26 protein-coding genes and 1 pseudogene are annotated in these 24940 nt (G+C 62.6%); 13 read left to right on the forward strand and 14 right to left on the reverse strand.

All coding sequences use genetic code 11. The annotated features are described in order from the left end of the window. Nucleotides 1-125: 125 nt before the first annotated feature. Nucleotides 126-809, forward strand: a complete 684-nt coding sequence (locus AC1Q80_RS10585; RefSeq protein WP_492360402.1) for a glutathione S-transferase family protein — start codon at nt 126-128, stop codon at nt 807-809. Nucleotides 810-847: 38 nt separating this feature from the next. Here the strand turns inward: AC1Q80_RS10585 and AC1Q80_RS10590 are convergent, their stop codons facing one another. Beyond that, a complete protein-coding gene (locus AC1Q80_RS10590) occupies nt 848-1828 on the reverse strand; it encodes a SphA family protein (RefSeq protein ID WP_492360403.1) in 981 nt (326 codons plus the stop codon). Between the two features lie 233 nt (nt 1829-2061). Here AC1Q80_RS10590 and AC1Q80_RS10595 point away from each other — a divergent pair, with 233 nt between their 5' ends. The 3 genes from AC1Q80_RS10595 to AC1Q80_RS10605 all read left to right on the forward strand — a co-directional run bounded on the left by AC1Q80_RS10595 (nt 2062) and on the right by AC1Q80_RS10605 (nt 4579). Beyond that, on the forward strand, nt 2062-3111 hold the full coding sequence (locus tag AC1Q80_RS10595; RefSeq protein ID WP_492360404.1) for an aldo/keto reductase: 1050 nt from the start codon (nt 2062-2064) through the stop codon (nt 3109-3111). A 377-nt stretch (nt 3112-3488) separates the two neighbouring features. Then, nucleotides 3489-3893, forward strand: a complete 405-nt coding sequence (locus AC1Q80_RS10600; protein ID WP_173420435.1) for an antitoxin Xre-like helix-turn-helix domain-containing protein — start codon at nt 3489-3491, stop codon at nt 3891-3893. Next, nucleotides 3890-4579, forward strand: coding sequence for an RES family NAD+ phosphorylase (locus tag AC1Q80_RS10605; protein WP_492360405.1), 690 nt, complete (start codon nt 3890-3892; stop codon nt 4577-4579). The genes AC1Q80_RS10600 and AC1Q80_RS10605 overlap by 4 nt, the downstream gene beginning before the upstream one ends. 381 nt (nt 4580-4960) lie before the next feature. Here the strand turns inward: AC1Q80_RS10605 and AC1Q80_RS10610 are convergent, their stop codons facing one another. The 4 genes and pseudogenes from AC1Q80_RS10610 to AC1Q80_RS10625 form a co-directional block, all read right to left on the reverse strand. Further along, entirely contained in the window at nt 4961-5452 is a 492-nt protein-coding gene (locus AC1Q80_RS10610; protein ID WP_173420437.1) for a hypothetical protein, read from the reverse strand. A 386-nt stretch (nt 5453-5838) separates the two neighbouring features. Continuing rightward, a pseudogene (locus tag AC1Q80_RS10615) lies at nt 5839-6009 on the reverse strand (LysR substrate-binding domain-containing protein); the annotation flags it as partial. Nucleotides 6010-6018: 9 nt separating this feature from the next. Then, the gene (locus AC1Q80_RS10620; protein ID WP_492360406.1) at nt 6019-6189 is read right to left on the reverse strand and encodes a hypothetical protein; all 171 of its coding nucleotides are present in this window, start codon (nt 6187-6189) and stop codon (nt 6019-6021) included. Between the two features lie 47 nt (nt 6190-6236). Next, the gene (locus AC1Q80_RS10625; protein WP_492360407.1) at nt 6237-6623 is read right to left on the reverse strand and encodes a hypothetical protein; all 387 of its coding nucleotides are present in this window, start codon (nt 6621-6623) and stop codon (nt 6237-6239) included. A 78-nt stretch (nt 6624-6701) separates the two neighbouring features. On the opposite strand from AC1Q80_RS10625, the gene AC1Q80_RS10630 reads away from it, so the two are divergent. Next, the gene (locus AC1Q80_RS10630) at nt 6702-7115 is read left to right on the forward strand and encodes a hypothetical protein (protein ID WP_492360408.1); all 414 of its coding nucleotides are present in this window, start codon (nt 6702-6704) and stop codon (nt 7113-7115) included. Nucleotides 7116-7220: 105 nt separating this feature from the next. Here AC1Q80_RS10630 and AC1Q80_RS10635 read toward each other — a convergent pair whose 3' ends face one another. Continuing rightward, a complete protein-coding gene (locus tag AC1Q80_RS10635) occupies nt 7221-8120 on the reverse strand; it encodes a LysR family transcriptional regulator (protein WP_492360409.1) in 900 nt (299 codons plus the stop codon). Between the two features lie 159 nt (nt 8121-8279). On the opposite strand from AC1Q80_RS10635, the gene AC1Q80_RS10640 reads away from it, so the two are divergent. The 3 genes from AC1Q80_RS10640 (at nt 8280) to AC1Q80_RS10650 (ending at nt 10529) form a co-directional block, all read left to right on the forward strand. Further along, the gene (locus AC1Q80_RS10640) at nt 8280-8690 is read left to right on the forward strand and encodes a (R)-mandelonitrile lyase (RefSeq protein ID WP_173420439.1); all 411 of its coding nucleotides are present in this window, start codon (nt 8280-8282) and stop codon (nt 8688-8690) included. Nucleotides 8691-8772: 82 nt separating this feature from the next. Beyond that, entirely contained in the window at nt 8773-9762 is a 990-nt protein-coding gene (locus AC1Q80_RS10645) for an aldo/keto reductase (RefSeq protein ID WP_492360410.1), read from the forward strand. 29 nt (nt 9763-9791) lie between these two features. After that, complete coding sequence (locus tag AC1Q80_RS10650) at nt 9792-10529, forward strand: SDR family oxidoreductase (RefSeq protein WP_209790833.1); 738 nt, start codon at nt 9792-9794, stop codon at nt 10527-10529. A gap of 90 nt (nt 10530-10619) precedes the next feature. Here the strand turns inward: AC1Q80_RS10650 and AC1Q80_RS10655 are convergent, their stop codons facing one another. After that, nucleotides 10620-12281 carry an arylsulfatase gene (locus tag AC1Q80_RS10655; protein ID WP_492360411.1) on the reverse strand — a complete coding sequence of 554 codons (1662 nt, stop codon included), beginning with the start codon at nt 12279-12281 and terminating at the stop codon, nt 10620-10622. Between the two features lie 444 nt (nt 12282-12725). Between AC1Q80_RS10655 and AC1Q80_RS10660 the strand changes: the two genes are divergently transcribed. Then, complete coding sequence (locus AC1Q80_RS10660) at nt 12726-13178, forward strand: GNAT family N-acetyltransferase (RefSeq protein WP_492360412.1); 453 nt, start codon at nt 12726-12728, stop codon at nt 13176-13178. A gap of 301 nt (nt 13179-13479) precedes the next feature. Further along, nucleotides 13480-14124, forward strand: coding sequence for an outer membrane protein (locus AC1Q80_RS10665; protein ID WP_173420444.1), 645 nt, complete (start codon nt 13480-13482; stop codon nt 14122-14124). A gap of 129 nt (nt 14125-14253) precedes the next feature. Here AC1Q80_RS10665 and gcvA read toward each other — a convergent pair whose 3' ends face one another. Next, nucleotides 14254-15204 carry a transcriptional regulator GcvA gene (gcvA, locus tag AC1Q80_RS10670; protein ID WP_492360413.1) on the reverse strand — a complete coding sequence of 317 codons (951 nt, stop codon included), beginning with the start codon at nt 15202-15204 and terminating at the stop codon, nt 14254-14256. Between the two features lie 128 nt (nt 15205-15332). On the opposite strand from gcvA, the gene AC1Q80_RS10675 reads away from it, so the two are divergent. Next, entirely contained in the window at nt 15333-16145 is an 813-nt protein-coding gene (locus AC1Q80_RS10675; protein WP_492360414.1) for an aminotransferase class IV family protein, read from the forward strand. Nucleotides 16146-16566: 421 nt separating this feature from the next. Here AC1Q80_RS10675 and AC1Q80_RS10680 read toward each other — a convergent pair whose 3' ends face one another. Continuing rightward, nucleotides 16567-17337, reverse strand: coding sequence for a siderophore-interacting protein (locus AC1Q80_RS10680; protein ID WP_492360415.1), 771 nt, complete (start codon nt 17335-17337; stop codon nt 16567-16569). Between the two features lie 277 nt (nt 17338-17614). Next, nucleotides 17615-18844 carry an aminotransferase-like domain-containing protein gene (locus AC1Q80_RS10685; RefSeq protein ID WP_209790827.1) on the reverse strand — a complete coding sequence of 410 codons (1230 nt, stop codon included), beginning with the start codon at nt 18842-18844 and terminating at the stop codon, nt 17615-17617. 346 nt (nt 18845-19190) lie between these two features. On the opposite strand from AC1Q80_RS10685, the gene AC1Q80_RS10690 reads away from it, so the two are divergent. After that, a complete protein-coding gene (locus AC1Q80_RS10690; protein ID WP_492360416.1) occupies nt 19191-20819 on the forward strand; it encodes an arylsulfatase in 1629 nt (542 codons plus the stop codon). Nucleotides 20820-20880: 61 nt separating this feature from the next. On the opposite strand, the gene AC1Q80_RS10695 is transcribed toward AC1Q80_RS10690, so the two are convergent. Next, entirely contained in the window at nt 20881-21513 is a 633-nt protein-coding gene (locus tag AC1Q80_RS10695) for a glutathione S-transferase family protein (protein ID WP_173420449.1), read from the reverse strand. Nucleotides 21514-21996: 483 nt separating this feature from the next. Between AC1Q80_RS10695 and AC1Q80_RS10700 the strand changes: the two genes are divergently transcribed. Then, nucleotides 21997-22572, forward strand: coding sequence for a class I SAM-dependent DNA methyltransferase (locus tag AC1Q80_RS10700; protein ID WP_492360788.1), 576 nt, complete (start codon nt 21997-21999; stop codon nt 22570-22572). A 66-nt stretch (nt 22573-22638) separates the two neighbouring features. Here the strand turns inward: AC1Q80_RS10700 and AC1Q80_RS10705 are convergent, their stop codons facing one another. The 3 genes from AC1Q80_RS10705 to AC1Q80_RS10715 all read right to left on the reverse strand — a co-directional run bounded on the left by AC1Q80_RS10705 (nt 22639) and on the right by AC1Q80_RS10715 (nt 24910). Further along, nucleotides 22639-22914, reverse strand: coding sequence for a hypothetical protein (locus tag AC1Q80_RS10705; protein ID WP_492360417.1), 276 nt, complete (start codon nt 22912-22914; stop codon nt 22639-22641). Nucleotides 22915-23782: 868 nt separating this feature from the next. Next, nucleotides 23783-24094 carry a hypothetical protein gene (locus AC1Q80_RS10710; RefSeq protein WP_173420451.1) on the reverse strand — a complete coding sequence of 104 codons (312 nt, stop codon included), beginning with the start codon at nt 24092-24094 and terminating at the stop codon, nt 23783-23785. A gap of 186 nt (nt 24095-24280) precedes the next feature. Continuing rightward, a complete protein-coding gene (locus tag AC1Q80_RS10715) occupies nt 24281-24910 on the reverse strand; it encodes a L,D-transpeptidase (RefSeq protein ID WP_234902900.1) in 630 nt (209 codons plus the stop codon). Nucleotides 24911-24940 lie beyond the last annotated feature (30 nt).

Raw genomic sequence — 24940 nt, forward strand, 5'->3', positions numbered from 1 at the left:
ACAAACTGATTGCAAAACAGTATCAGTTTTGCAATAACATCACGCGGGAAACCAGACCCCTGCGCGTTGCACGGCGCTGCCGGACACAACGCGCGCCCGGAACGTCAGCATCGGAGGCCGTCCGCATGTCGCTCACGCTTTATCTGCATCCGCTCGCCTCTTTCTGCCACAAGGTGCTGATCGCGCTCTACGAGAACGACACGCCCTTCGACGCCAGCCTGGTGGACCTTCTGGACCCTGAGGAGGCGGCCCGCTTTGCCGAGCTCTGGCCGGTCGGCAAGATGCCGGTTCTGCGCGACAGCGCCCGCGACGCGACGATCCCGGAAACCTCTGTCATCATCGAGTATCTCGATCGCCACTATCCCGGCAGCCAACCGCTGATCCCTGGGGACGTCGACGCGGCGCTGCAGGCGAGGCTCTGGGATCGCTTCTTCGATCTCTACATCCACGTGCCGATGCAGAAGATCGTCACCGACACGCTGCGCAGCCCCGGCGAGAACGATCATCGCGGCGTCGCCGACGCCCGTTCGGCGCTTGGCGTCGCCTATGCCATGGCCGACCGGCATTTCGCCGCCAACGCCTTCGCCGGCGGCGCCGCCTTCAGCCTTGCCGATTGCGCGGCGGCGCCAGCGCTCTTCTATGGCGGTATCGTCGAGCCCTTCGCCGACAGCTACCCGCACCTGTCGGCCTATTTCGAACGGCTGCTCGAACGCCCGTCCATGCGCCGCGTGCTGGCCGAAGCACGGCCCTACTTCCACATGTTTCCCTACAAGGATCTCATGCCGGCGCGGTTTCTCACCGGCGGCTGAAGTCGGCCGCCGGCGAACTCCAGGATACGGACTGAGACTTACTCGACCTGCTTCGGCGGCGTGCCGATTGGAAACGCGATGGTGACGAAGCCGGCGGTGCCTTCCGGGCGGTTCTTGGCTGCGAATTCCTGGAAGACCTTCAAGGTCAGCGACACGGGCGTTTCGGCCACCTTGAAATTGTAGCCGAGCGTACCGCCGACGGCGGCGATGCGACCCTTGAAATCGCCGAGCCTTGCCCCTGAGCCACTATCGCCCGTCACCTGCTGGTAGAAGTAGCCGGCGACACCGGCGGAAAACTGCGGGCTGAAATGCTGGGTAACGGCCCATTCCGCGTGGAATTCCGTGCCCGTGCGATAGTTCGTCGCCGGGTTCTCGCCGTTGAAGGTAATACCGGTGGCACCCGAAAGATCGAAGCCGGTTTCCGGGTTGAACCACGTGCCGGCAAACGTCAGGTCGCCTGCCCAGCGGTTGAAGGAAATGTTGGCAAGCTCGCCCTTCTGGTAGTCGCCGATCGGAATGTTGAGGCTGGCATTCGCCGTCCAGTGGAAATCGCCCTCATGCCAGCCGAGCGAGGCGCCGAGCACAGGGTCGCCGATGGTAAAGACCGAATCGGAGGCCGAGGCCGAGCGGCCGGCACGCGGGGCTGAAAGCGTCGCGTCGACATTGGGCCCACCGAAGGGCACGATCGCGCTCAAACCGAGATTGCCGCCAAGCACCTCCTCGGGCATGATCCAGAGGCCGGTGCCGAAGACGCCGACCAGGTTCGCCTTGACGTCGCCGACGATCTCGCCGCCGAGGGGAAGCTGCTTGTTGCCCTTGAGCTCGCCGACATAGAAGTAGTTGTCGTTCTGGAAATAGGTTCCGGGCGGCGCAAGCAGGCCGGCCAATGGGCCGCGGGCACCGAGCAGATAGAAGCCCGCGCCGTTTTCGGCGGCCTCGGCCACCGAAAACGGCGCGATTGCCAATGTCAGGCCAGCGGCAACAGCCGACGCGGAAGCTAGGCTTTTGGCGTATTTCATGACAGTGATTCCCCTCGAATCTCAGCCGTGACGATACCATTTCACCGTGTGTGAGCCAGCCCTAAGAAAACGGGAGGTCACTTTTGGGTCATGCGGGAAGCCGTCTGCGCGCAACTCGCGCCCGCGGCCTTGCAGCCGCCCTCGGCGCCGCTACCTTACGCCCGACGCCTCGCCTCTCGCTGTAGGGGCGCTTCGCCCCGTTTGGCGACATCGACCAGCAAAGGAGCCTGACCATGGAATACCGGCTGCTCGGCCGATCCGGCCTGAAGATCTCGACACTGACAATGGGAACGATGACGATCGGCGGCGGCGGCAAGTTCGCGCAGGTCGGCAATGTCGGTCTCGACGAAGCCCGCCGCTATGTCGACATGTGCCTCGATGCCGGCGTCAACCTGATCGACACCGCCGACATCTATTCCACCGGCGGCTCGGAGGAGATCATCGGCAATATCCTCGGCGGCAAGCGCAAGAACGGCGTGCTTGTCGCCACCAAGGCGCGCTTCAACATGGGACCGGGCCCGAACGAAGGCGGGCTCTCGCGCCATCACCTGATTGCCGCCTGCGAGGCGAGCCTCAGGCGGTTGAAAACCGACGTCATCGATCTCTACCAGGTGCACGAATGGGATGGCCAGACGCCGCTCGAAGAAACAATGGAGGCGCTCGACACGCTCGTCCATCACGGCAAGGTGCGGTATATCGGCTGCTCCAACTATTCCGGCTGGCACATCATGAAGGCGCTCGGCATCAGCGCGCTCGACCGCCGCCATCGCTTCGTCAGCCAGCAGATTCACTACACGCTCGAGGCGCGCGAGGCCGAATACGAGCTGCTGCCGATCAGCCTCGACCAGGGGCTCGGCGTGCTCGTCTGGAGCCCGCTTGCCGGCGGCCTGCTTTCCGGCAAGCATCGGCGCAACCAGACGCCGGATGGCACCCGCCAGCTTGCCGGCTGGAACGAGCCGCCGATCCGCGACGAGGAGCGGCTGTGGAAGATCGTCGACATGTTGGTGGCAATTGCAGGCGAACGCGGCGTCTCGCCGGCACAGGTTGCGCTTGCCTGGCTGATCGACCGCAAGGGTGTGACCTCGGTGATCATCGGCGGGCGCAAGGAGGAACAGTTCCGCGACAATCTCGCCGCCGCCAGCCTGAAACTGACCGACGAGGAGCGCGAATTGCTCGATGCCGTCAGCCTGCCGCCGGTGCTCTATCCCTATTGGCACCAGCTGCGCAGCGCCAAGGACAGGCTCGGCGAGGCCGATCTGTCGCTGCTGGGGCCGCATGTTTGAAAATGCCAGGTTGCAGTCTGGACAAAAGCCCCTCATCCGGCCTGCCGGCCACCTTCTCCCCGCATGCGGGGAGAAGGAAATCCGCGGCAACCGGCCGTACTCAAGGTTATGCTCTGACGGTGGCTTCGTTTCAGCAGCCAACGTGATGTGCCGGTGCCACCGCGATTCACGTCCCCTCTCCCCGCCTGCGGGGAGAGGGTTAGGGTGAGGGGCAAACCCGAGGTATGGGCAATCCGGCCACGCTTGACCCATTGTCAGCCAGCGTTCCTAAACCGGTGCCAGTGCCGACGCACCCGAAAAAACCACCCCTTGACTTCCCGCCCAAACGATCCATTTTATATCATATGATACGCCAAAAAGTTTCATAGGAGACGATCATGCCCAGCGCGCAGCCGGCTCTTGCCCCCGAACGGGATGCCGCAAGACATGAGGAAGCCGTCATCGTCAAGGCGGTGGTGAGGGCCTGCGACTTGTGGAAGCTGACCAACAAGGAAGCATCGCAGCTCTTCGATGTACCGATCGCCACCTGGAACCGGATGAAGGCTGGCGATTTCAAGGGTCGGCTCGATCAGGACAAGCGCATGCGTGCCAGCCTGATCGTCGGCATCTTCAAGAGCCTGCGCCTCTATTTCAACGGGCCGCTGACCTACCAATGGCCAAAGGCAGTCAATACCGGCCCTGTGTTTGACGGCCAGTCTCCGGTCGATCTGATGATCGAGGGCGGCATACCGGCGATGATGAAAGTGCGCCGCTATCTCGATGGCCTGCGCGGCGGCCTATGATCCCTGAGATCGATTTCACCGATCCGGCCACCGTCCGGCTGATCTCGACCGCCTATATCGACGAGCCGGCCGTCAAACCGCTTTGCGACGACGAAGACGATATCGAGATCCTCAACCGGCTGGAGGCGCTGACGTCGGCGCGGCTGAGCCAGCTGGCGCTTCCGGCAGGCGTCAGCCCCGCCGAGCTTCTGAACGATAGTTTCGGCTATGGCTGGTCGCTGATCAACGCCGCCTTCTGCCACGCCCGCCCACCGGGCAACCGCTTCAACACCGAGGATCGCGGCGCCTGGTACTGCGCCTTCGGCGACAATGCGCTCGAAACCTGCCAGGCCGAGATCGTCTATCACCGCACCCGGGCGCTGGCCGACGCCGGCATCTTTCAGGATATCGGCGCCTATCGCGAGCTGATCGCCGGCTTCACCTGCCGCTTCCACGATGTGCGCGGAGAAAAGGATGCCGCCTATCTCGGTCCCGACCCGGCCCTTGCCTATCCCGCCGGCCAGGCGCTCGCCGCGACAATCTTTGCCGATGGTGGCAACGGCCTGATCTACCCCTCCGCCCGCCATGCCCAAGGCGAATGCATCGCCGTCTTCCGCCCCGCTGTCATCCAGAACATCCGCCAGGGCCGCACCATCACCTTCGCGTGGAAGGGCACGCGGGAGCCGGAGATCCGACGCGAAGGCTGAGCGTGCCGCAGCCGTGTTGCGTAAGCCAAGAGTTGCACGAGCCCGAAGCGTTCAGCCGATCGTACAATTCTTGCCCGCATTCCGGCCCTGTGCCGGAACCCAGCCAGCCCAAGTCCTTGGGCTGAAAGACGCGTTCCTGACGTGAACGACGTCAGGTCACTCGATTCCGGCACAAGGCCGGAATGAGGGAAGTTGAACCGTACACCCTCTCCGTCGAACATTTCGCGGTGGCCAACCGCCCGGCGCTTGGGAACTGGCCGAAACGCCGCCCGTCGGCAGGCTGGCGAGTAGCTGAGCCGTACCAGCGGCGGGTGTGCACCATCGTCGGTAGATGTTCCACGCTTCCCGCCCGCAGTCCCTTCGCGTTTGCCGAGGGCGCCGTTACTGAGCGGCCTGGCAAGCCCGCAGCGCCTTGAAGGCGGCATCGGTTCCCGCCAGTTTCACGACAATGGGATTGCCGCCTGCCGGCGTAATCGTCACCGCCGTCTTCTTGGCCAGGTCGTAGATGAAGTCAGGATTGTTGACCCACACAAACGCACCGCGATAGCCGTCCATCACCTGGCCCTTCGCCTCGCCACTGAATTTCTCGCCATCGACATCGAACAGAACCGCAAGCTTCTCGTCGGCTGCAACATTGGCATCAGCCTTTGTGTAGAGTGCCATGTAACCGCGCAGCGCCGCCGTTGCATCGATACCCATCTGAACTTGTGTCCCGTCTGCATTTGATTTCGTAATCAGGCATCCCGGTCCCATGTTGTCCTTCACCAGAATGTCCCAGCCGGCTTCCGAACCGAATTTACTCTGGGCCATCGCACCCGTTGCAACGAGGGCGGTGAAAGCCACTGTCAGTCCAACTGCAATCTCCGTTTTCATAGCAATCTCCTTCTGGTTAGCAGAAATTACCTAGCCAAGCGCGGAGGACGCCGTTGAGGGCGACGCCAAAAAGGGTGCGCCGCAACGGCTTCAACACGAGTTTGCGGGCGAGAACAGAGACTGCAACTGCGGCATTCTAATGGAACCGAGAGAAATACTGTCGGCGTTACCGCCTGGATTGCACCGGCAATAAAATAATTCCGTGTATTAACCGCTCATTAAACTTGGAATCACCGGAAAGTTGATAACGTGAACGCGGCGGCTTGCTTTCGGGCATAGCCGTCAAACGCAGATCACGCAGGCAACCCTAGGGCGTTCGGCAACGGGCGCCCTTTGCGTTTCTCCGTCAAACGGGGCCGAGCAACGACACCAGATGCGATAACATCCTAACGCGAACCACGATACCGGAGCGCGTCGGCCACCAGCGCGAAGGCGGGCGAGGTCTGGCGTCGGCTTGGATAATAGAGGTGGTAGCCGGTAAAAGGCGGGCACCAATCGTCGAGAACCTGCACCAGCCGGCCCGAAGCAAGGTGTGGTGCCACGGCATCCTCGGGAAGCAGGAGCCCCTACTGCAACTGATCGACCGCCGAGACAAGATAGCTGTCATTTTCGTCGACGAAGCCCCTGCACGCTTCGCTATCCCATTGCTGCATTGTCGATATCAGCCAGATCCGATCCCAGGCCGACCAGCCGATATGCCGCAATCTCGAAAGCTTGTTCTGAATTGGCTTGGACATGCACGCATTCCCGACACCCATGGAACTGCAAAACGGAAGAAACGCCGTTATCCCTTGCTCCGGTACCTTCCATCGAACGGCCGCCACAACGGCGCTGGCTGGGCGCCCTTCTGAAAAGGCAAAAGCCTTCTGGAGATGGAAAACATGCCTCCGTCGTTGTAGCCGACCAGCAGGATCGCGTCGGCAGTGCCGTTCTCCAATCCATCGAAAACGTCGACAAGCCCGGCAAACGAAGGAAGCGACTGCTCTGCTGCCAAAATATAGTCTGTCGGATAACCGCCCCAAAGCAGCAGGGTCTGCTCGTAATAGGTTTTGATGAAAGACGCTTCGACTGGCCGTTGCCACGTACCGTTGACGTCACAGAGGTAGAGAGACCACCCATCCTTCAAACAATCGGCAATCCGACCCGGCTCGCCGTGAAAGAATTTCTGCATCGTTTATCAACCTTTGGGTGCAATTCTGACGACAGCCCTTTGTAAGACCACTCACGCTATGGGAGCAAACGAATACACATGGACACGATGGGTGTTATGTTGCGCTTCGAAGGTGTATCGATTTCCCAACCGGCTCTCGAGCATGCGCTCGGCTGTCCGGTCGTGTGGTCGCGCCAGACCTCGCACGGCGGACAGCACGCTCAGGTCGACGTCTCCATGCGTGACGAGGATGCGGTCGCTTCCGATAACAAGGTCAGCTTCTGGAATTGGATCGATTCAACCATTCGCAAGCTTGGCGACAACGTTGCGAAACTGGTCGATGATGGCGCGGTCCAGAGTGCGCAGCTCGATGTCGGCCTGCCATTTTACGGCTCGAACATGGTCTCATCCGTCGTGGTTCCGAGCTCCATCTGCGAACTGGTCGGGCGCAGCAGGATTGCGATTGCCGTGACCTATTATGCGACAAGCGACGAACCCGAGGTTCTTGCCTGATACCGCGAACAACCGCTTTCGCCGGGGCCAAATGCGGCAGGCGAACGCCTTCCTGTCTGGCCAGGCCGAGAAAGGTGCAGAGGCCAGCATCAACCCCATGACCTCCTAACGCGAACCACGATACCGGAGCGCGTCGGCCACCAGCGCGAAGGCGGGCGAAGTCTGGCGTCGGCTTGGATAATAGAGGTGGTAGCCGGAAAAAGGCGGGCACCAATCTTGCAGAACCTGCAGCAGCCGTCCCGAAGCAAGATCGGCCGCCACGGCATCCTCAGGCAGATAGGCGAGCCCCAGCCCGCCGAGTGCCGCGTTCAGCCTGAGCGCGATGTTGTTGAAGACGAGCTGGCCCTCGACGCGCACCTTCACCTCGCGGCCCTCTTTTTCGAATTCCCAGGCATAGAGGCCGCCATGGGTCGGCAGGCGCAGGTTGATGCAATTGTGCTCCGTCAGCTCCTGCGGCGTCAGCGGCGCTTTCCGCGTGGCGAAATAGGCGGGTGCACCGACTACGGCCATGCGCATGTCAGGCCCGATGCGCACGGCGATCATGTCTTTCGCTACCTGCTCGCCAAGGCGCACGCCGGCATCGTAGCGCTCCGAGACGATGTCGGTCAGGCCATAGTCGACGATCACCTCGACATGGACATCCGGATAATCGGGCAACAGCCGCGCCAGCGCCGGCCAGAGGATGCGATCGGCCGCGTGCTCGCCGGCGGTGATGCGGATCGTGCCCGCCGGCTTGTCGCGAAACTCGCTGAGGGCTGCCAGCTCCCGGTCGATCTCGTCCAGCCGCGGGCCGATCGACAACAACAGCCGCTCGCCGGCCTCGGTCGGCGACACGCTGCGCGTCGTGCGCGTCAAAAGCCGCAAGTCCAGCCGTGCCTCGAGACCGCGGATCGTGTGGCTGAGCGCCGATTGCGAGACCCCGAGCTGCGCTGCCGCCTTGGTAAAGCTGCGTTCCCGTGCGACAGCAAGGAAGGCAATGAGGTCGTTGATCGACTGACGCGGCATTCATGAATTCCTCTCATAAGGGCTTGCGAGATTTACCATCTAATCCTGATTAATCCCACGCCTTAAATTACCTGAGACGACGCAACCACGTCAGGCCCGCCATCGGACCCCACATCAGGCCCAATGGGGGCCACGCGGCATTTACTAGGGATCGAGGCCATGAACATCAAACGCAGCGGCTGTGCAGCCTCGGCCAGGGGACCAGCCGAATATTTCACCGGCACGGTGCGGATCGACGCTCCCTTCAGCGCTGCCGCTCCGGCGCGCGTCGGTGGTGCCACCGTCACTTTCGAGCCCGGCGCGCGCACCGCCTGGCACACGCACCCGCTCGGCCAGACGCTCATCGTTCTTTCCGGCCTCGGCCGCGCCCAGCGTGAAGGCGGCCCGGTCGAGGAGATCCGCCCCGGGGACATCGTCTGGTTCGACCCGGGCGAGAAACACTGGCACGGCGCCTCACCGACCGCCGCCATGACCCATATCGCCATCGCTGAAGCGCTCGACGGCAAGGTCGTCGACTGGCTGGAGAAGGTCGACGACGCGGATTACGGTGCTGAAATCAAGGCAGAATAATCGCCAACCCTTGCGGCCCCCTCTCCAATCCCTGCCCCTCTCTATCCCTGAAACATCGTCATTCGCGACAAGGAACAGCCCCATGGAAAAGCGCACACTCGGCAAAAGCGGCCTTGAAGTTTCGGCCCTCGGTCTTGGCTGCATGGGCCTCAGCTACGGCTACGGCCCGGCGACGGAAAAGCAGGCGGCCATCACCCTGATCCGCACCGCCCATGAGCGCGGCGTCACCTTTTTCGACACCGCCGAAGCCTATGGCCCGTACCTCAACGAAGAGCTTCTCGGCGAGGCGCTCGGCCCCATCCGCGACAAGGTGGTGATCGCCACCAAGTTCGGCTTCGACTTTAATGAGCAAGGCGGGCAAAGCGGCATGAACAGCCGGCCGGACCAAATCCGCAAGGTCGCGGATGCAGCCTTGAAGCGCCTGAAGACCGATGTGATCGACCTGTTCTACCAGCATCGCGTCGACCCCAACGTGCCGATCGAGGACGTGGCCGGCACGGTGAAGCGGTTGATCGACGAGGGCAAGGTCAGACATTTCGGCCTGTCGGAGGCCGGGCCGCAGACGATCCGCAAGGCCCATGCGGAACAGAAGGTCGCAGCACTCCAGAGCGAATATTCGCTCTGGTGGCGCGAGCCGGAGGCCGAAATCCTGCCGCTGCTCGAAGAACTCGGCATCGGTTTCGTGCCCTTCAGCCCGCTCGGCAAGGGCTTCCTCACCGGCGCCATCAACGCCGACACCACCTTCGAAGCCAAGGATTTCCGCAATGTCGTGCCGCGCTTTGCGCCCGAAGCGCGCAAAGCCAACCAAGCGCTGGTTGATCTCCTCGCTCAGATCGCCGCCCGCAAGGAAGTAACGCCGGCGAAGGTCGCGCTCGCCTGGCTGCTGGCGCAAAAGCCCTGGATCGTGCCGATCCCCGGCACCACCAAGCTCCACCGGCTCGAGGAAAACATCGGCGCTGCGGCCGTGCGACTGAGCGCCAGCGATCTTGGCGAAATCGACAGTGCACTCGCCGAAGTCACCATCGAGGGAGATCGCTATCCGGCCCACCTGCAGGCACGCGTCGGCCGTTGATCGCCAACAGCATGAAAGGACCAACAGGGATGGAAGGTATCAGGGACAAGGTCGTCGTCATCACCGGCGCCAGCAGCGGCCTCGGCGAGGCAACGGTTCGCCGGCTTGCCCGGGAAGGCGCCCGGCTAGTGCTGGGCGCGCGCCGCATCGACAGGCTGCAGGCACTCGCCGACGAACTCTCGCTCGGCAGGCAATCAGCACTTCAAACCGACGTCACGTCGTTCGAGGAGGTTACGCGCCTGGTCGACCATGCGGTCAGCCTCTATGGCCGCATCGATGTCATGCTCAACAATGCCGGGCTGATGCCGCATTCGCCGCTCGAGCGCTGCAAGGTGGACGATTGGGACCGCACCATCGACGTCAACCTGAAGGGCGTGCTCTACGGCATCGGCGCGGCACTCCCGCACATGAAGGCGCAGATGGGCGGCCACGTCATCAACGTCTCGTCAGTTGCCGGCCACAAGGTCGGCCCCGGCGGTGCGGTCTATGCCGCCACCAAGCATGCCGTGCGGGTGATCTCGGAAGGATTGCGGCAGGAGGTAAAACCCTACAACATCCGCACGACCATCATTTCGCCCGGTGCCGTTGCGACCGAACTGCCCGACAGTGTCACCGAAACGGACGTCGCGCAGAATGTGCGCGCCCTCTATGAGCGCGTGGCGATCCCCGCCGACAGCTTCGCGCGCGCCGTCGTCTTTGCCATGAGCCAGCCTGAGGATGTCGACATCAACGAGATCCTGTTCCGCCCGACCGCGCAGGAATACTGACGGGCATTGCTCTGGCTGCCCGAAGCAGTTCGGCCGGCGCAGGGCGCCGGCCGACAATCGTCGAGAAAAACCGGATAGGACCGCCCGGACTTACCGCGGCGCCAGCCCCTCCAACTCGTTCAGCCGCTTCATGGCCGCCTGTTGTGCCAGCAGACCGTAGTTGATGCCGCTCGCGTTCAGCGTACTGCCTGCCTGGTATGGAAACTGGTTGAAATCGGAGAAGAACTCCTTGATCTTGCCCTGGACCGGGACGAGCAGCCACATGTTGCGGGCGAGGAAATCCATGGCTCCGCCCCCTTCCTTGATGCCGCGTTCGTACGGATCCATTCTAAGATTGGCAATGTTTGCCCAGCTTGGCACCTCGCGCGTCGCCGTCGCAATGTTGCCCTCGCTGTTGATGGCGAAACTCAGCTTCCAGTCGTTCCAGCGGATGGCATTGAGATTGCCGCCCTGGTCGAAATAATAGACGGAGTCGCGCGGCGGTTCCTTTGCCTCGCCCTTGAGAAGTTCGGTCAGGTCAAAGCCGTCAAGGTGCACCTTGAAGGACTTGGTTCCCGCCTGGAAGCCTTCCTTCATCTGCCCCTTGACGTCGTTGATGCCGGCGGCCGTGGCGAAGGTCGGCAGCCAGTCCATCAGCGTCACGGGATCGTTGATCTGCGTGCCCGGCTTCACCACGCCCGGCCAGCGCACCATCATCGGGATGCGGAAGCCGCCCTCCCAGGTGGTGCCCTTTTCGCCATGGAACATCGTCATGGCACCATCGGGCCAAAGCGCGATCTCGGCGCCATTGTCGGTGGTGTAGAGCACGATGGTGTTCTCGGTGATGCCGAGGTCGTCGAGTTGCTGGAGAAGCTGCCCAACGTGGCCGTCATGCTCCACCATGCCGTCGGCATGGATGCCCTTGCCAGTCTTGCCAAGCGAGTCCGGCTTCAGGTGCGTGAAAATGTGCATGCGTGTCGAGTTGAACCAGACGAAGAACGGTTTGTCGGCCTTGTGCTGGCGATCGATGAAGTCCTTGGCGGCAGCCAGGAATTCCTCGTCCACGGTCTCCATGCGCTTGGTGTTGAGCGCGCCGGTGTCCTCGATCTTACCGTCGGCAAAGGAGTGGATGACGCCGCGGGGCCCGTACTTCTTCTTGAACTCCGGATCCTTCGGATAGAAATAGCCTTCCGGCTCTTCCTCGGCGTTGAGGTGGTAGAGATTGCCGAAGAACTCGTCGAAGCCGTGGTTGGTCGGCAGATGCTCGTCGTGGTCGCCCAGGTGGTTCTTGCCGAACTGGCCGGTGGAATAGCCCTTGGTCTTCAGCACGTCGGCGATCGTCGGCATCCAGTCCTGGATGCCATGCGGGTCGCCGGGCATACCGATGGTCAGAAGCCCGGTGCGGAATGGTTCCTGGCCGAGAATGAAGGAAGCGCGGCCGGCCGTGCAGCTCTGCTGGCCGTAGCTGTCGGTGAAGATCGCACCCTCGGCCGCGATCCGGTCGATATTGGGCGTGCGGTAGCCCATCAGGCCCATCGTATAGGCGCTGATCTGCGGAATGCCGATGTCGTCGCCGAAGATCACGAGAATGTTTGGCGGCTTGCCGCTTCCGGAGGCTGGCTGTTGCTGCGCCCTTGCGGCGTTGAGCGGCGCGCTGGAGCCGACCATGGCGGCCGCGGCAAACATCGTGCCGCCGAGAAGCAGGCTGCGACGATCGACGTCGAGTGAAGTCTGGGTTTCGCTGCTGGATGGCTTATCGACATTCTCTACCATGCTGATCGTCTCCTGTTGGTGAGGATTGCAGTCGTCGATTGCGCTGAAACTCGGGTTTTCGAACTTTCCTGAAGGGGCCGCTCGGACGGCCGAGGCCACCTTTGCTTCGCCGGTCGGCACATGGCTGGCGGCCCACCGGTCACGCCGGAAAAACTACCACGCCAAAAGCGGATCGAAGGAGTACGTAACAGTTACGCAAAGGCGGTTGATCGCCAGGAATGCCGCTTCCACACCGGAACGGCACGCCGCAATCCGCATCGCTGCTGCACCTGGCCGCAAGCGAACACCCGGGCGCCGACGATACAGCACGGCAACAAGAACACGGCCGAAATTCGCGCTCTCCCTCCTGCCCGCAATGTTGCGGCAATCCGACCGCGCGATCTCTGCGGCGTCATTTTCCAGCCGCCCTGACGCATGACCAGGGATGCAAACTTGAGGATGTGAATGCCGATATCCCTGCTGCCGGCCGAGGCCGTGGAAGCCGATGCCATCCGCAATCTGAGGGTCGATGAGAGCCAGACGGATTTCATCGCCAGCAACGACGAATCGCTGGAAGAACTGGCCGAACGCCCGGAATGCGTCGGCTTTGCCGTCATGGCCGAGGGAGAGCCCGTCGGTTTTGCCATGTACGCGCTCGACCCTGACGACGGCAACCACTGTATCTACCGGCTGATGATCGACATCAGCCATCAGGGCAAGGGGTTTGGCGGCAAGGCGCTCGCCGCTTTGGTCGAGACGATGGCGACCATCCCCGGATGCGACGCGATCTATCTCGGGGTCTACCCGGACAACACCCGCGCCCACGCGCTCTACCAGCGCTTCGGCTTTCGCGAAACGGGCCAGAGCATCGGCGGCGAAACCGTGCTCAGGCTCGATCTTGCCGGCATGAAAACCTGATCCAGCGGGCAGTCGCGCCACCTCGAGCAGCCCGGGAAATCCGCGATTCCACGGGAACGCCGGCCACAACCACCAGTAAACTCAGGCGAGCAATGTGAGATTTTGCCGCACGCCGGAAATCGACAAATATGAAGCAATTATAATAAATTAAAACACATGTGGATACAAAGCCTTATCGGCGCGGCAAAATTCACATAACTTGAAGTTGCATGCTGTGGCATATTTGTGACAGCAACCCTGATCACTGCTTGCTAGAAGCCGGCACCCCATTAAGTGGTGCCAAATTCTACGGAGCATTGACATGTCGCATAAGCTTATCCTTTCCGCCGCCATCCTGGCAGCGCTCGCAGCACCGGCCGTAGCAGCCGACGCCGTTGCGGACATCGCTCCCGCTCCGGAAGCGCAGGCAGCCGAGGCGTTCACCTGGACCGGCGGTTACCTCGGCGTTCAGGGCGGCGGCGGCTGGCTGGACGGCAAGTTCAGCGTTCCCGGCGCAAGCGTCAGCGAAGATTTCAACGGCGGCCTGATCTCTGGCTTCGTCGGCTACAACTACCAGTTCGGCGATTGGGTCATCGGCGCTGAAGGCGATCTGACCTACAACTGGAACGACAACAAGTACGACATCTTCGGCACCGACGTGAAGGTCGGCACCGACCTCGCAGGCTCGGTTCGCGCCCGCGCCGGTTACGCCTTCGACAACGCGCTCATCTACACGACCGCCGGCTGGACCGCGACGAGCGGCTACGTCGAAGTCCCGGGTATCGGTGACGTCGACCGTACCTTCAGCGGCTACACCGTTGGCGCTGGCGTTGACTACGCCTTCACCAACAACATCTTCGCCCGCGCCGAATACCGCTTCAACGACTTCGGCAGCAAGACGATCGAAGACGTCAAGGTCGACCTCGACCAGCACCAGGTTACCTTCGGTATCGGCGTGAAGTTCTAATCCTGCCCCACCGAAAGCCTTTTTGGCCTTTGGTTCGCGCCGCGCCTCTCTCCGAGACGCGGCGCTTTTCATTTGCAGCTCGCACAACGAGCAGAACCTTTCGCCGAAATGCCCTACCTCGACAACAGGTCAGCCCGAGGCCACGGACGTCGTCGCCACAGGCTGTTCTCCCGGCATCAGCTCGGCCATCATCCAATCGCAAAAGGCCAGAACACGGGGGTCCTGGGCAGAGCTTTCGGGATAGACGAGGTGATAGGCACAGTCCCCGGCGACGCTGACGCCGACGTCGAACAATTGCACCAGTCGCCCCTCGGACAGCTCGTTGCGGATCATCGCGAGATCGACGAGACCAACCGTGCCACCCGCGATGACAGCCTCGACCACATGGCTGGTGTCGGTAAAGGCAACGCATCGGCTGTCGTCGAAATCGTCGATCCCGGCCGCCCCCATCCACATCCGCCAGTTCGGCCAGAGCATGCCTTCGGTGGTGCACTCGACATGACACAGCGTCTGGCCGAAGAGATCGCGCGGCGTCTTCGGTTTCGCACCGGCCGCAATCAGGTTCGGGCTGCAGACCGGTGCGATCACCGCTTCGAACAGGCGCTCGGACCGTGTCCGTCGATATCGTCCGGAGCCGAAGCGTATGGCGATGTCGACATCGTCGGCGTCGAAATCCCTGATCTCGTCGGTGATGTCGAAGGTAAGCTCGATGGTCGGGTTGGCGGCGCGGAACTGCGATAGCCGCGGCAACAGCCAGTTGGTGGCAAAACGCGGGCTGAGCGACACGCGCAGCTGCCGTGCGCCCCGCTCCATCCGGCGCGCCCGGCCGACGGCCCGCTGCAGCGTCTCCAGCGCCTGAACGGCCGCCTCGAACACCACGGCACCCGCCGGTGTCAGCTGGATGCTGCGGCTGGTGCGGGTGAAGAGCACGAGACCGAGCTGGTCCTCGATTTCCTTGATCTGGTAGCTGACCGCCGCCGGCGTCAGCCCCACCTCGTCGGCGGCGCGGGTGAAATTCAGATGTCGACCGGCGGCCTCGAAGGTTCTGAGTGCGCGGGTTCCTGGCAGCATTCGGCTCATCGATCTTCAAACCAGCCTTGATGATCCCTCGAGAACTACTTGTTTTTCTTCGGCCAATCAATGTCCGATGATCATCGTGAGAGATGCGGCAGCAGCCCCATCGCAAACCGGACCCCTGGAGCAATATCATGCCTGCCGACCCAACCTCTTCCACCGCACAACGTAACGGTCACGCGGCAAGTGCTGCCGATCTCTCGCCGCTCGCCTTTGCCGGCTACGCCCACTTCACCGCCATGCAGGTTCGCGATGGCAAGGTGCGCGGTCTCGATCTGCATCTCGCTCGCCTGCGCAACGCATCGATCGAAATGTTCGGCAAGGCCCTGCCCGACGAAGAACTGCGCTCCCATCTGCGCGCAGCACTCGCCGCCTCGCCGGCCGACCACTCGCTGATGGCGACCGTCTATTCGCCGGCGGGCGAATTCACCGTTGCCGGGCCGGATGTCGGGCTCGAGGTGCTTGTCAGCACCGGTCCGGCCTCATCAGGTCCGAAAGGTCCGCTGGCGCTCAGGACTGTCGGCCACGAGCGCACGCTGCCGACCGTCAAGCACGTCGGCGAGGTCGCCAAGACCTACTATCTGCGCCAGGCCGCGGCGGAGGGGTTTGACGACGCCGCCTTCGTCGACCGTCAGGGCCGCCTCACCGAAGCCTCGATCTGGAACCTCGCCTTCTGGGACGGTGACGCTATCGTCTGGCCTGAGGCCGAGATGCTGACAGGCACCACCATGAGCATCCTGCGGCGGCAACTGGCCCGGCTTGGCATCGCCCAGCGCACGCAGGAGATCAGGCCGGCCAACCTCGCGGGCCTTGCCGGTGTGGTGATGAATTCGTGGACACCAGGCATCGCCGTCAGCCGGATCGACCAGACACCTCTGCTTGACCCCTCGGCTTTCCTGGGGCTGCTGCATCGGGCCTACGAGGCCGAGCCCCTCGTCTCGCCATGACGGCACGGCTCCAGGCTGGCGAGCGCTAGAGCATTTCCAGGAAAAGTGCGAAGCGGTTTTCCGTCAGGAAATGCGTAAAAACAAGGTGCTGGAGCGTTTCTGCGACTCTGTCTAAGCCGGAAACGCTCTAGGTGCCACCGCCGGCGTCAGCGCCGCCTCATCGGCCGCACCGGCGGAATTTCGCCATCGACCGTTTACCTCGAAGGCGCGTGATACGCGGGCACGGGACCGTATCCGGCGCCTGGAGCTTCAAGCGCCGTTTAACGATCCACAGAGACCACCTGTCCTTCAATGATCGATCCTGACGATCGCCGGTCGAACGGACGAATTTCCGCCCCGCAACCCGGGATCTGCAGGCCTGGCCGCCGGCAATGGCGGTGGCGCGCCCTGCGGAGCGCCGGCCACCATGCCGCAACACTGGCTATTCGAACTTCTCGGTGCTGTCCGCCTTACCCTTCACCCAATATCCCGATGCCTTGATCCAGGAGAGCGGGTAACCGCGCTCCTCGGTCAGATGCGCGCGGATCGCCCGCGTCACCGAGGCTTCGGCCGCGACCCAGACGAAGGTGTTGGGCTCGATGACGACGGAGCGCAGGACGGCGAGGAGAGCTGAAGCGTCGGTTGCCTGATGCAGCGGGCGATAGGCCCAATGGCATCTGAGCTCGGCCTTCGTCTCGAACGCCTGTTGTTCGGCAGGATCGGCGATCGCGGCAATGCTGGTGATGCGAGCGCCTGCGCCAATCTCCTCGATCCGTCGACCGATCGCCGGCAGTGCGGTCTCATCGCCGATCAGGAGCCAGCGCTCGACATTGGAAACGACGGCCGAACCGCGGGGCCCGCCAATGTTCAAGGCGTCGCCCGGGCGTGCATTCATCGCCCACTGCGTGATCGGCCCGGCCTCGTGCAAGGCGAAATCGATCACCAGAGTGCGGGCGGCCGTATCATAACGACGTGGCGTATAGTCCCGCCGTTCCTCGGTGCCATCGGCTGAAGGCACGATGATCTTGACGTGATCATCGGCCCCAAGGCTGACGAAATCGGCAAGGTCCTCGCCCGAAAGCGTGATGCGCAGCATGCCGGGCGTGATGCTCTCGGCCTCGGTGACCACAAGCGAACGTCGCTTGAGATCGTGGCGCACGCGCTCGATCTTCGGCGCTGTTGCATTGTGGGAAGAAGTCTGGGTCGTGTCCATCTGTATCCTTTTGACGCTCGTCGATGTCGATCCGCAGGACACAGTCGCGCAGACCGAAGCCGCTTGAGCCGTTCGATCATACGCGTTGAGTGACGTTAACGCTTACGTGACCGGACAGCGCCCGGCCATTTCGACCGTTGTAGCGGAGATGGCGCGCCGGTGCAACGCGCCGCGAGAGCGCATCGTGGCTGCGACGACCGAGCCGCAACACTGCGAAACGAAAAAGGCGCGCCCGCTTGAGCGGACGCGCCTTTGACGAAAAGCAGGATGGTCGCGATCAGGCCGCCAGCGCCAACGCTTCCCCGCGGACGAGATCGCCGAGACGGCGAATGCCCTCTTCGATCATCTTGTCGTTGGCGCAGGAGAACGAGAGGCGCAGCGTGTTCTCACCGGAACCATCGGCAAAGAAGGCACGGCCGGGCACGAAGGCGACCTTGGCGGTCTCCAGCGATTTGGCCAGAAGTGCCGTGCCGTCCATGCCCTTCGGCAGCGTCACCCAGACGAACATGCCGCCTTCGGGCTTGGTCCAGGTCACGCCATCGGGCATGTACTTCTCAAGGGCCGCCAGCATGGCGCTGCGGCGATGCTTGTAGACCCGGTGGATCTTGGCGACCTGGGCATCGAAGCCACGCTCGGCAACCGTGCAGATCGCCATCTGGTTGATGGTCGAGGAATGCAGATCGGCCGCCTGCTTGAGGAGCACGAGCTTTTTGATCACCGTTTCCGAGGCGCAGACCCAGCCGACGCGCAGGCCCGGAGCCAGCGTCTTGGAGAACGAGCCGCAATAGACGGTGCGGGTGTTGTTGATGTCACCCTTACGGGCGATTTCCAGCGCCAGGATCGGCGGGATCGCCTCGCCGTCGTAGCGCAGCGACTGGTAGGCCGCGTCTTCGATGACGGCGATATCAAGCTCTTCGGCAAGATCGAGCACGCGCTCGCGCCCTGCCAGGTCCACCGTCTCGCCGGTCGGGTTGGAGAAATCGGCCGAGAGATAGGCGAACTTGACGCGGCCGCCGGCGGCTTTCGCCGCTTCCGCATAGGTCGCAGGCGTGCGGTTTCCGCCCGGGTTCAGCTGGTCGTAGTGCGGCTCATAGGCGTTGAACGCCTGCAGCGCGCCGAGATAGGTCGGCCAGGTCACCAGCGCCGTGTCGTTGGGCGACAGGAACAGCTTGCCGATATAGTCGAGGCCCTGCTGCGAGCCGGAGGTGATGAAGATGTTGTCGACACCGGCCGGAATGCCGATCTTTTCCATCTGCTTGGCAAGCCATTCGCGCAGCGGCTTGTAGCCTTCGCTGACGGAGTACTGCAAGGCAGCGCTTACGGCCGGGCCGGAGAAGATCTCCGCATAGGCGTCCTTGAACTCCACGTCGGGAAACAGCTCGGGATCGGGAATACCGCCGGCAAACGAGATGATGTCGGGGCGGTCGAGCAGTTTCAACAGTTCGCGGATCTCCGAGGCGCGCATCCGGCTGGAGCGCGTCGCGAATATGTGGTCCCAGTCGAGCATTGGGTCGTTTCCTCAAGGATTTTTGCAGCGGGCAGCGCCATAGGGCTCGCGTTCCGCATTCATTGTCTTTGTCCTTCGACAGGATCATGGCGGCTAATTTATGTCAATGTTGTTGACCTAAATCACGCGATTTTCTGGCTGCGCCGCCCCTCACCCAGCGTCATGCAATCAACGTTGCGTCAACCCCGTGCGACCTCCGGTATCCCGGCGCTTACGCGTCGTCGGGCGACGTCCGCGTAACCGTTACAAACTTGTCCATCGCCAAAACAGGGCGCAGGCTCCCCCGTCAATCGTCTGCATATGACCGGACGCATTCTCGATCACTCAACGATAGGAGGATTACGCCATGAGTACGCATCAGGGAGACGACGATCAATCCGCGAACGGGCATCCGTCGGGGGTCAGCCGGCGAGACCTTCTGCTTGCCGGCAGCGCGCTTGCGGCAGCAGCGCTGACCACGTCGGGTGGAGCGACGCCGGCAAGCGCGCTGCAATCCACGTCGGCCGCGGCCAGTGGCGCCAAGCCGAACATCCTCATGATCATGGGCGACGATATCGGCTGGTTCAACCCGAGCATCTACCATCGCGGCATGATGGGCTATCGCACGCCCAACATCGACCGCATCGGCAACGAGGGCGCGATGTTCACCGACTGGTACGGTGAGCAGAGCTGCACCGCCGGCCGCGCCGCCTTCATCACCGGCCAGTCGCCGATCCGCACCGGCCTCACCAAGGTCGGTCTCCCCGGCGCCGATGTCGGCCTGCAGCCGGAGGACCCGACAGTCGCCGAACTGTTGAAGGCGCTCGGCTACGCCACCGGCCAGTTCGGCAAGAACCATCTCGGAGACAAGGACGAGTTCCTGCCCACCAATCACGGCTTCGACGAGTTCTTCGGCAATCTCTACCACCTCAACGCGGAGGAAGAGCCCGAGAACCCGGATTATCCCAAGAGCCCCGAGTTTCGCAAACGCTTCGGCCCGCGCGGCGTCATCCACTCCTATGCCGACGGCCGGATCGAAGACACGGGAGCGCTGACCAGGAAGCGCATGGAAACGGTCGACGAGGAATTCCTGGCCGCTGCGCTCGATTTCATCGATCGCCAGCACAATGCCCAGAAGCCCTGGTTCTGCTACTTCAATTCCACCCGCATGCACGTCAACACCCACCTCAAGCCGGAATCGGAGGGCAAGACCGGCAAGGGCGTCTATTCCGATGGCATGGTCGAGCATGACGGCATGGTCGGCCAACTCTTGAAGAAGCTCGACGATCTCGGTCTCGTCGAAAACACCATCGTCGTCTACACCACCGACAACGGTGCCGAGGTGATGACCTGGCCGGATGGCGGCAACACCCCGTTCCGCGGCGAGAAAGCCACCAACTGGGAAGGCGGCTACCGCGTGCCGACCTGCATCCGCTGGCCTGGCGTCATCAAGCCGAACACCATCTACAACGACATCGCCTCGCACTACGACTTCATCCCGACCTTCTGCGCGGCTGCCGGCGAGCCGGATATCGTCGAGAAATGCAAGGCCGGCTATCAGGCCGGCGCCAAGACCTTCAAGGTGCATCTCGATGGCTACAACCTCGTCCCCTATTTCAAGGGCGAGGTGAACGACGCTCCACGTCGCGAGTTCCTCTACTGGAACGACGACGGCGAGCTGGTCTCCGTCCGCTTCCAGGATTGGAAGGTGGTGTTCAAGGCACAGGAAAGCACCGGTATCGGCGTCTGGCGCGACGCCTTCACCACCCTGCGCGCACCCAAACTCTTCAACCTGCGCGCCGACCCCTTCGAGCGTGGCGATGAATCGATCGAGTACGAGAAGTGGTTCTTCGACAGGGCCTTCGTGGTCGTGCCATCGCAGGCGATCGTTGCGAAATGGCTGACAAGCTTCCAGGACTTCCCGATCCGCCAGAAGCCTGCGAGCTTCAACCTCGACGACGTCATGGCCAAACTGTCCGGGTCCGGCAGCAAATAGGTGTTGAACACAAGGTCCGGGCCCCAGCGCCTGGTCCTTGTGCCCTTCCGAGCACCACTGATCAGTCGGTGGCCTCGAGGCTTGCAAGGGCGTCGGCGATCCGCGGCGGCGCCTTGGGCCGCGCATACATTCGCTCGAGATAGGCCTTGAGATTGGGGCAGCTGTCGATCAGCCCGACCTCGTTGCCCCAGTCGATCACATAGACGGTGACGCAATCGGCGATGCTGATCCGGTCGCCGACGACAAAAGTACGTCCATCCATGTGGCGCTCGAGCACCTGTGCCATCGCCGCAAACTCCTCCCGGGCAAGCGCGATGTCCTCGGGCAGGCGCTTGTCTTCGGGATACAAAAAGCTGTGCTTGGAGATCCGCCATAGCGGCTGCTCCAGTTCGGTGACGGCAAACAGCGACCAGCGATAGGCCTGCGCCCGCTCAGTCAGGTCGGCGGGCATCAGCCCCTTGGCGGCGTATTTCTCCGCCAGATACATCACGATCGCCGCGGATTCCGTCAGCACCATATCTCCATCGACGAGGACCGGAACCTTTCCGGCGGGGTTGAGGCGCAGGAAATCCGGGTGGCGGTTCTCGCCACCCAGCAAGTTGACGGGTATGAACTCGAAGTCGGCATCAAGTTCCTGAAGCGCCCAAAGTGCGCGAAGCGAGCGTGTCGGGCCCAATCCATAGAGTTTCATCATCTTGGCCTTCCTTCGTTTCGGTGGGTTTGCAGCGTCGCCAGGCGATCGAACGGCGGCCCTGAATGGCTGATGTGATCCTTGCGAACATGTCCGGCATCGAACTTTACATCCGTCCTGGGTGTTTCGATATCTTTCGCCAAGCCATGAGGGCGGATTCGGTTTCCCAGAGTTCCTGAAGGAGGTGCGGAAAAGGTTGTCCCGCCAGATCGTCGCAAAAATCTGCGGACCGCTTGCGCGTTCCGCCGTCTATTCGCGCTGCACGGCGAGACGCGTCGCCGATCGCGGCACCGCAGAAATGCGCCATTCGGCTGAAGCCGGAACGGGCGCAATATTGGCGCAATCGCACGGCCGCATATCAGCCGCTCGGGTGGAGCATTTCCAGGAAACGTGCGAAGCCGTTTTTCCTAGGCAAATGCGCAAGCACGCTCGAATGATGCAGCCACGCAGAGGGAATACCAGGTGACGACAGCCAGCAACGACACCATGACCTTTTACCGCGACAATGCCGAGAGCTACGCAGCGCGCGACCGCAAGCCTCCGGCCGATCGCCTCGGTGCCTTCATCGCCCGGCTGGCGCCCGGCGCCGCCGTGCTCGACCTCGGTTGCGGCGGCGGTCACGACAGCCTGCATCTGATCGAGGCCGGCCTTGACGTCACGCCCTGCGACGGCTCCGCGGAACTGGCGCGCGCCGCGGAACAAAGGATCGGGCGCAAGGTCGAGGTCGTCACCTTCCAGGAGATCGTGTGGGACCAGAGGTTCGACGGCATCTGGGCCGAAGCCTCGCTGCTGCATGTGCCGCGAACCGAACTGCCCGACGTGCTGGTGCGCGTTCTCAGGGCCCTGCGCCCGGGCGGCCTGATCCAGGCGAGCTTCAAGGCGGGCGAACGGGAAGGCCACGACCGCTTCGGCCGTTACTTCAACTATCCCTCGGCCGCCTGGCTGCAGACCTGCTTCGAATGGGCGGGATGGTCTGACATCACGATCGAAGAGGCTGACGGCGGTGGCTACGACAACGAGCCGACCCGCTGGCTGCATGTCAGCGCGACCCGCGCCGATTGACGGCCCGACGCGCCGAATGATGGCGAGAGCCGGCAATCGGCGACGGCCCTGAAAATCGGCCGGCTGTCAGTTCGCTGTCCCGAACATGGCGTCGACGAAATTCTCCTTCGCCGCCGCCTGATCCAGCGAGCGACCTCGGCTGAACACAAGTGTTCTCCGCGCATTGCGTCCGATGACGACGACTGTCACTTCGACGATGGCGTCGTCATCGGTCGCGGCTTTCACCGCTGTCCGCAAGGCTGCCATGCCGCGAACCGTGACTGGCTCCCACTGCGAAGTGATGCTGACATCAGGGCTACAGCGTTTTTGATGGCATCCGCGAACGAATATCTTCATCGCCAACAGGGCCGTGCTGATCCTGTCCCACCAGATAGTACCAAGATGCCACGCCGTCGTCCTCTCGCCCTTTCCGGCAGTAATAGCAAAGCACACGCTTCCGCGAAGTTGCGCGAAGTGGAAGGAGAAACCCTTGGGTTCACTCGCTGAAACGATTGCCGTGCGCGATCCACGCGGTTCCAAGGCCGAACACACTCGAAGGCCGGACACTCGAACGGAACCCACCGATCGCCGTCGACCGGCCAAAAATCTTCGATCCGCCTTGCTGTCCTACGCCTCGCGGCTGAAGTAACTCAGGATTAGAAGCGTACAGATCGCCCCGATGATCAGGGCGTCGAAAAGTGCAAAGTGCTCCAGAAAGCTTGGCATGGCACATCCTCCTTCCAACTAAACCTATGAGAGCATATTTTTGTTCCGATTGGAAGGTTTTCTGGGAAAATATACTTTATTGATCAATATCAAGCTCGAGACATGACTCTGCATTGCAGCATTAAATTACTGCAGCGCACAAAGATATTGCCGGAAAAGCGGACCGAAGCCGCAACCAGTAAGCGTGCCATATCCATCGCAAGCGACGACGAAACGGCCACCAGGACCGCTGGCTGCCTTCTCCGCTCGGTTGAGAGCGTCAAGGCACGCGCCAGAGAAAGGCGCGAAGGCAAAGGGTCGGGAACACCGTCCGCGGACGCTTGCTACCAAACTTCGACGATAGACCCAGGAGGACAGGCTCGGATGATCTTCCGGCCAGGAGAAATCCGCGGAACGATGCTCACGCGTCGATCAAGGATCTCGACGCCGCCAGAAAGCGTGAGGGGCCTGCCGAAGCTGAGCCATGGCTAGCCGACAGGTTTCCGTCATCGATACGCGCTAAAGGTCAGGCGGCCGGCTGGACCGATTTGACGCTGCCGTTGCTGTCGACGATGCAGTTGAACTTGCGCCCGCCGGCGTCGAGATCGACGCTGTAGGAGGCTGCATCCAGCTGGCGCGAGCTAGTCGGCAGAACCTTGCTGCTGTCGACCTGGGCGGTGCCCGCAGCCGCATTGGCGCAGATCAACTGCAGATCGGCCGGTGCCGTCTGCAGGCTCGTGCGCGCCATCTCCTCAGGCTTCGGTGGTGACGACGACTGGCAGCCACCGAGAAAGGCAAGGCCGATGCCCGCCGCCAAAATCCAGCTTTTTGAACGCATTATCCCCTCGCTCACCAAGAATTATCCTCTTGTAGATCCAGTCGCTCCCCGACTGGCCGTCCCCTACCCCGATCGGTCGGCGATGCCTCCTCAACCATGCGCACCTGATGCACCCCGCAGAATGCACCGGACGGGATATGCCTCCCGGACGCGCCCCCTGCCCGTTCGCCTGTCCGGATCCCTTCTTCAAACACCCTTGTAGAGCGCGGCCCCCTGCATCAGCACGATCACCTTTGCACCCACCTCGACCCGCGAATGCAGGTCGGTGACGTCGTCATTGTTCAGGCGGATGCAGCCGGACGACACGTCGAGCCCGATCGTCCACGGCTCCACCGTTCCGTGGATGCGGTAGATCGTGTCCTGGTCGCCCTCGTAGAGGTAGAGCGCGCGGGCGCCGAGCGGGTTGTCCGGGCCGCCGGGCATGCCTGCTGCCCATTTCGCCGCGTTCGCATCACGGGCCACCATTTCGGGCGGCGGCGTCCAGGTCGGCCACTCGGCCGTGCGCCCGACGCGCACGATGCCGGCCCAGCCGAACCCCTCGCGCCCGACGCCGATGCCGTAGCGGATCGCCTGCCCGCCGGGCTGGACCAGGTAGAGAAAGTGCTGGTTGCCGTCGATGATGATCGTGCCCGGCTTTTCCGCCGTGCGGAACGGCACCACCTGCCGGCGAAAGGCCTCGGGCAGCTGGTTGTTGCGGGCATAATATTGCCGGGCTTTCTTCTTGTCGTAATTGACCCATTTCTTGGTTCTGGCGTCGTAGATCTGGGTCTGCGCCAGCGCTGCCGGCGGCCCGAAGCACAGGCCCGCGGCCAGCATCACCAGCCCAAGCTTGCGCGTCTGGGTCAT

It is taken from the genome of Ensifer sp. GW823-FHT05D09 (genome assembly GCF_058795755.1).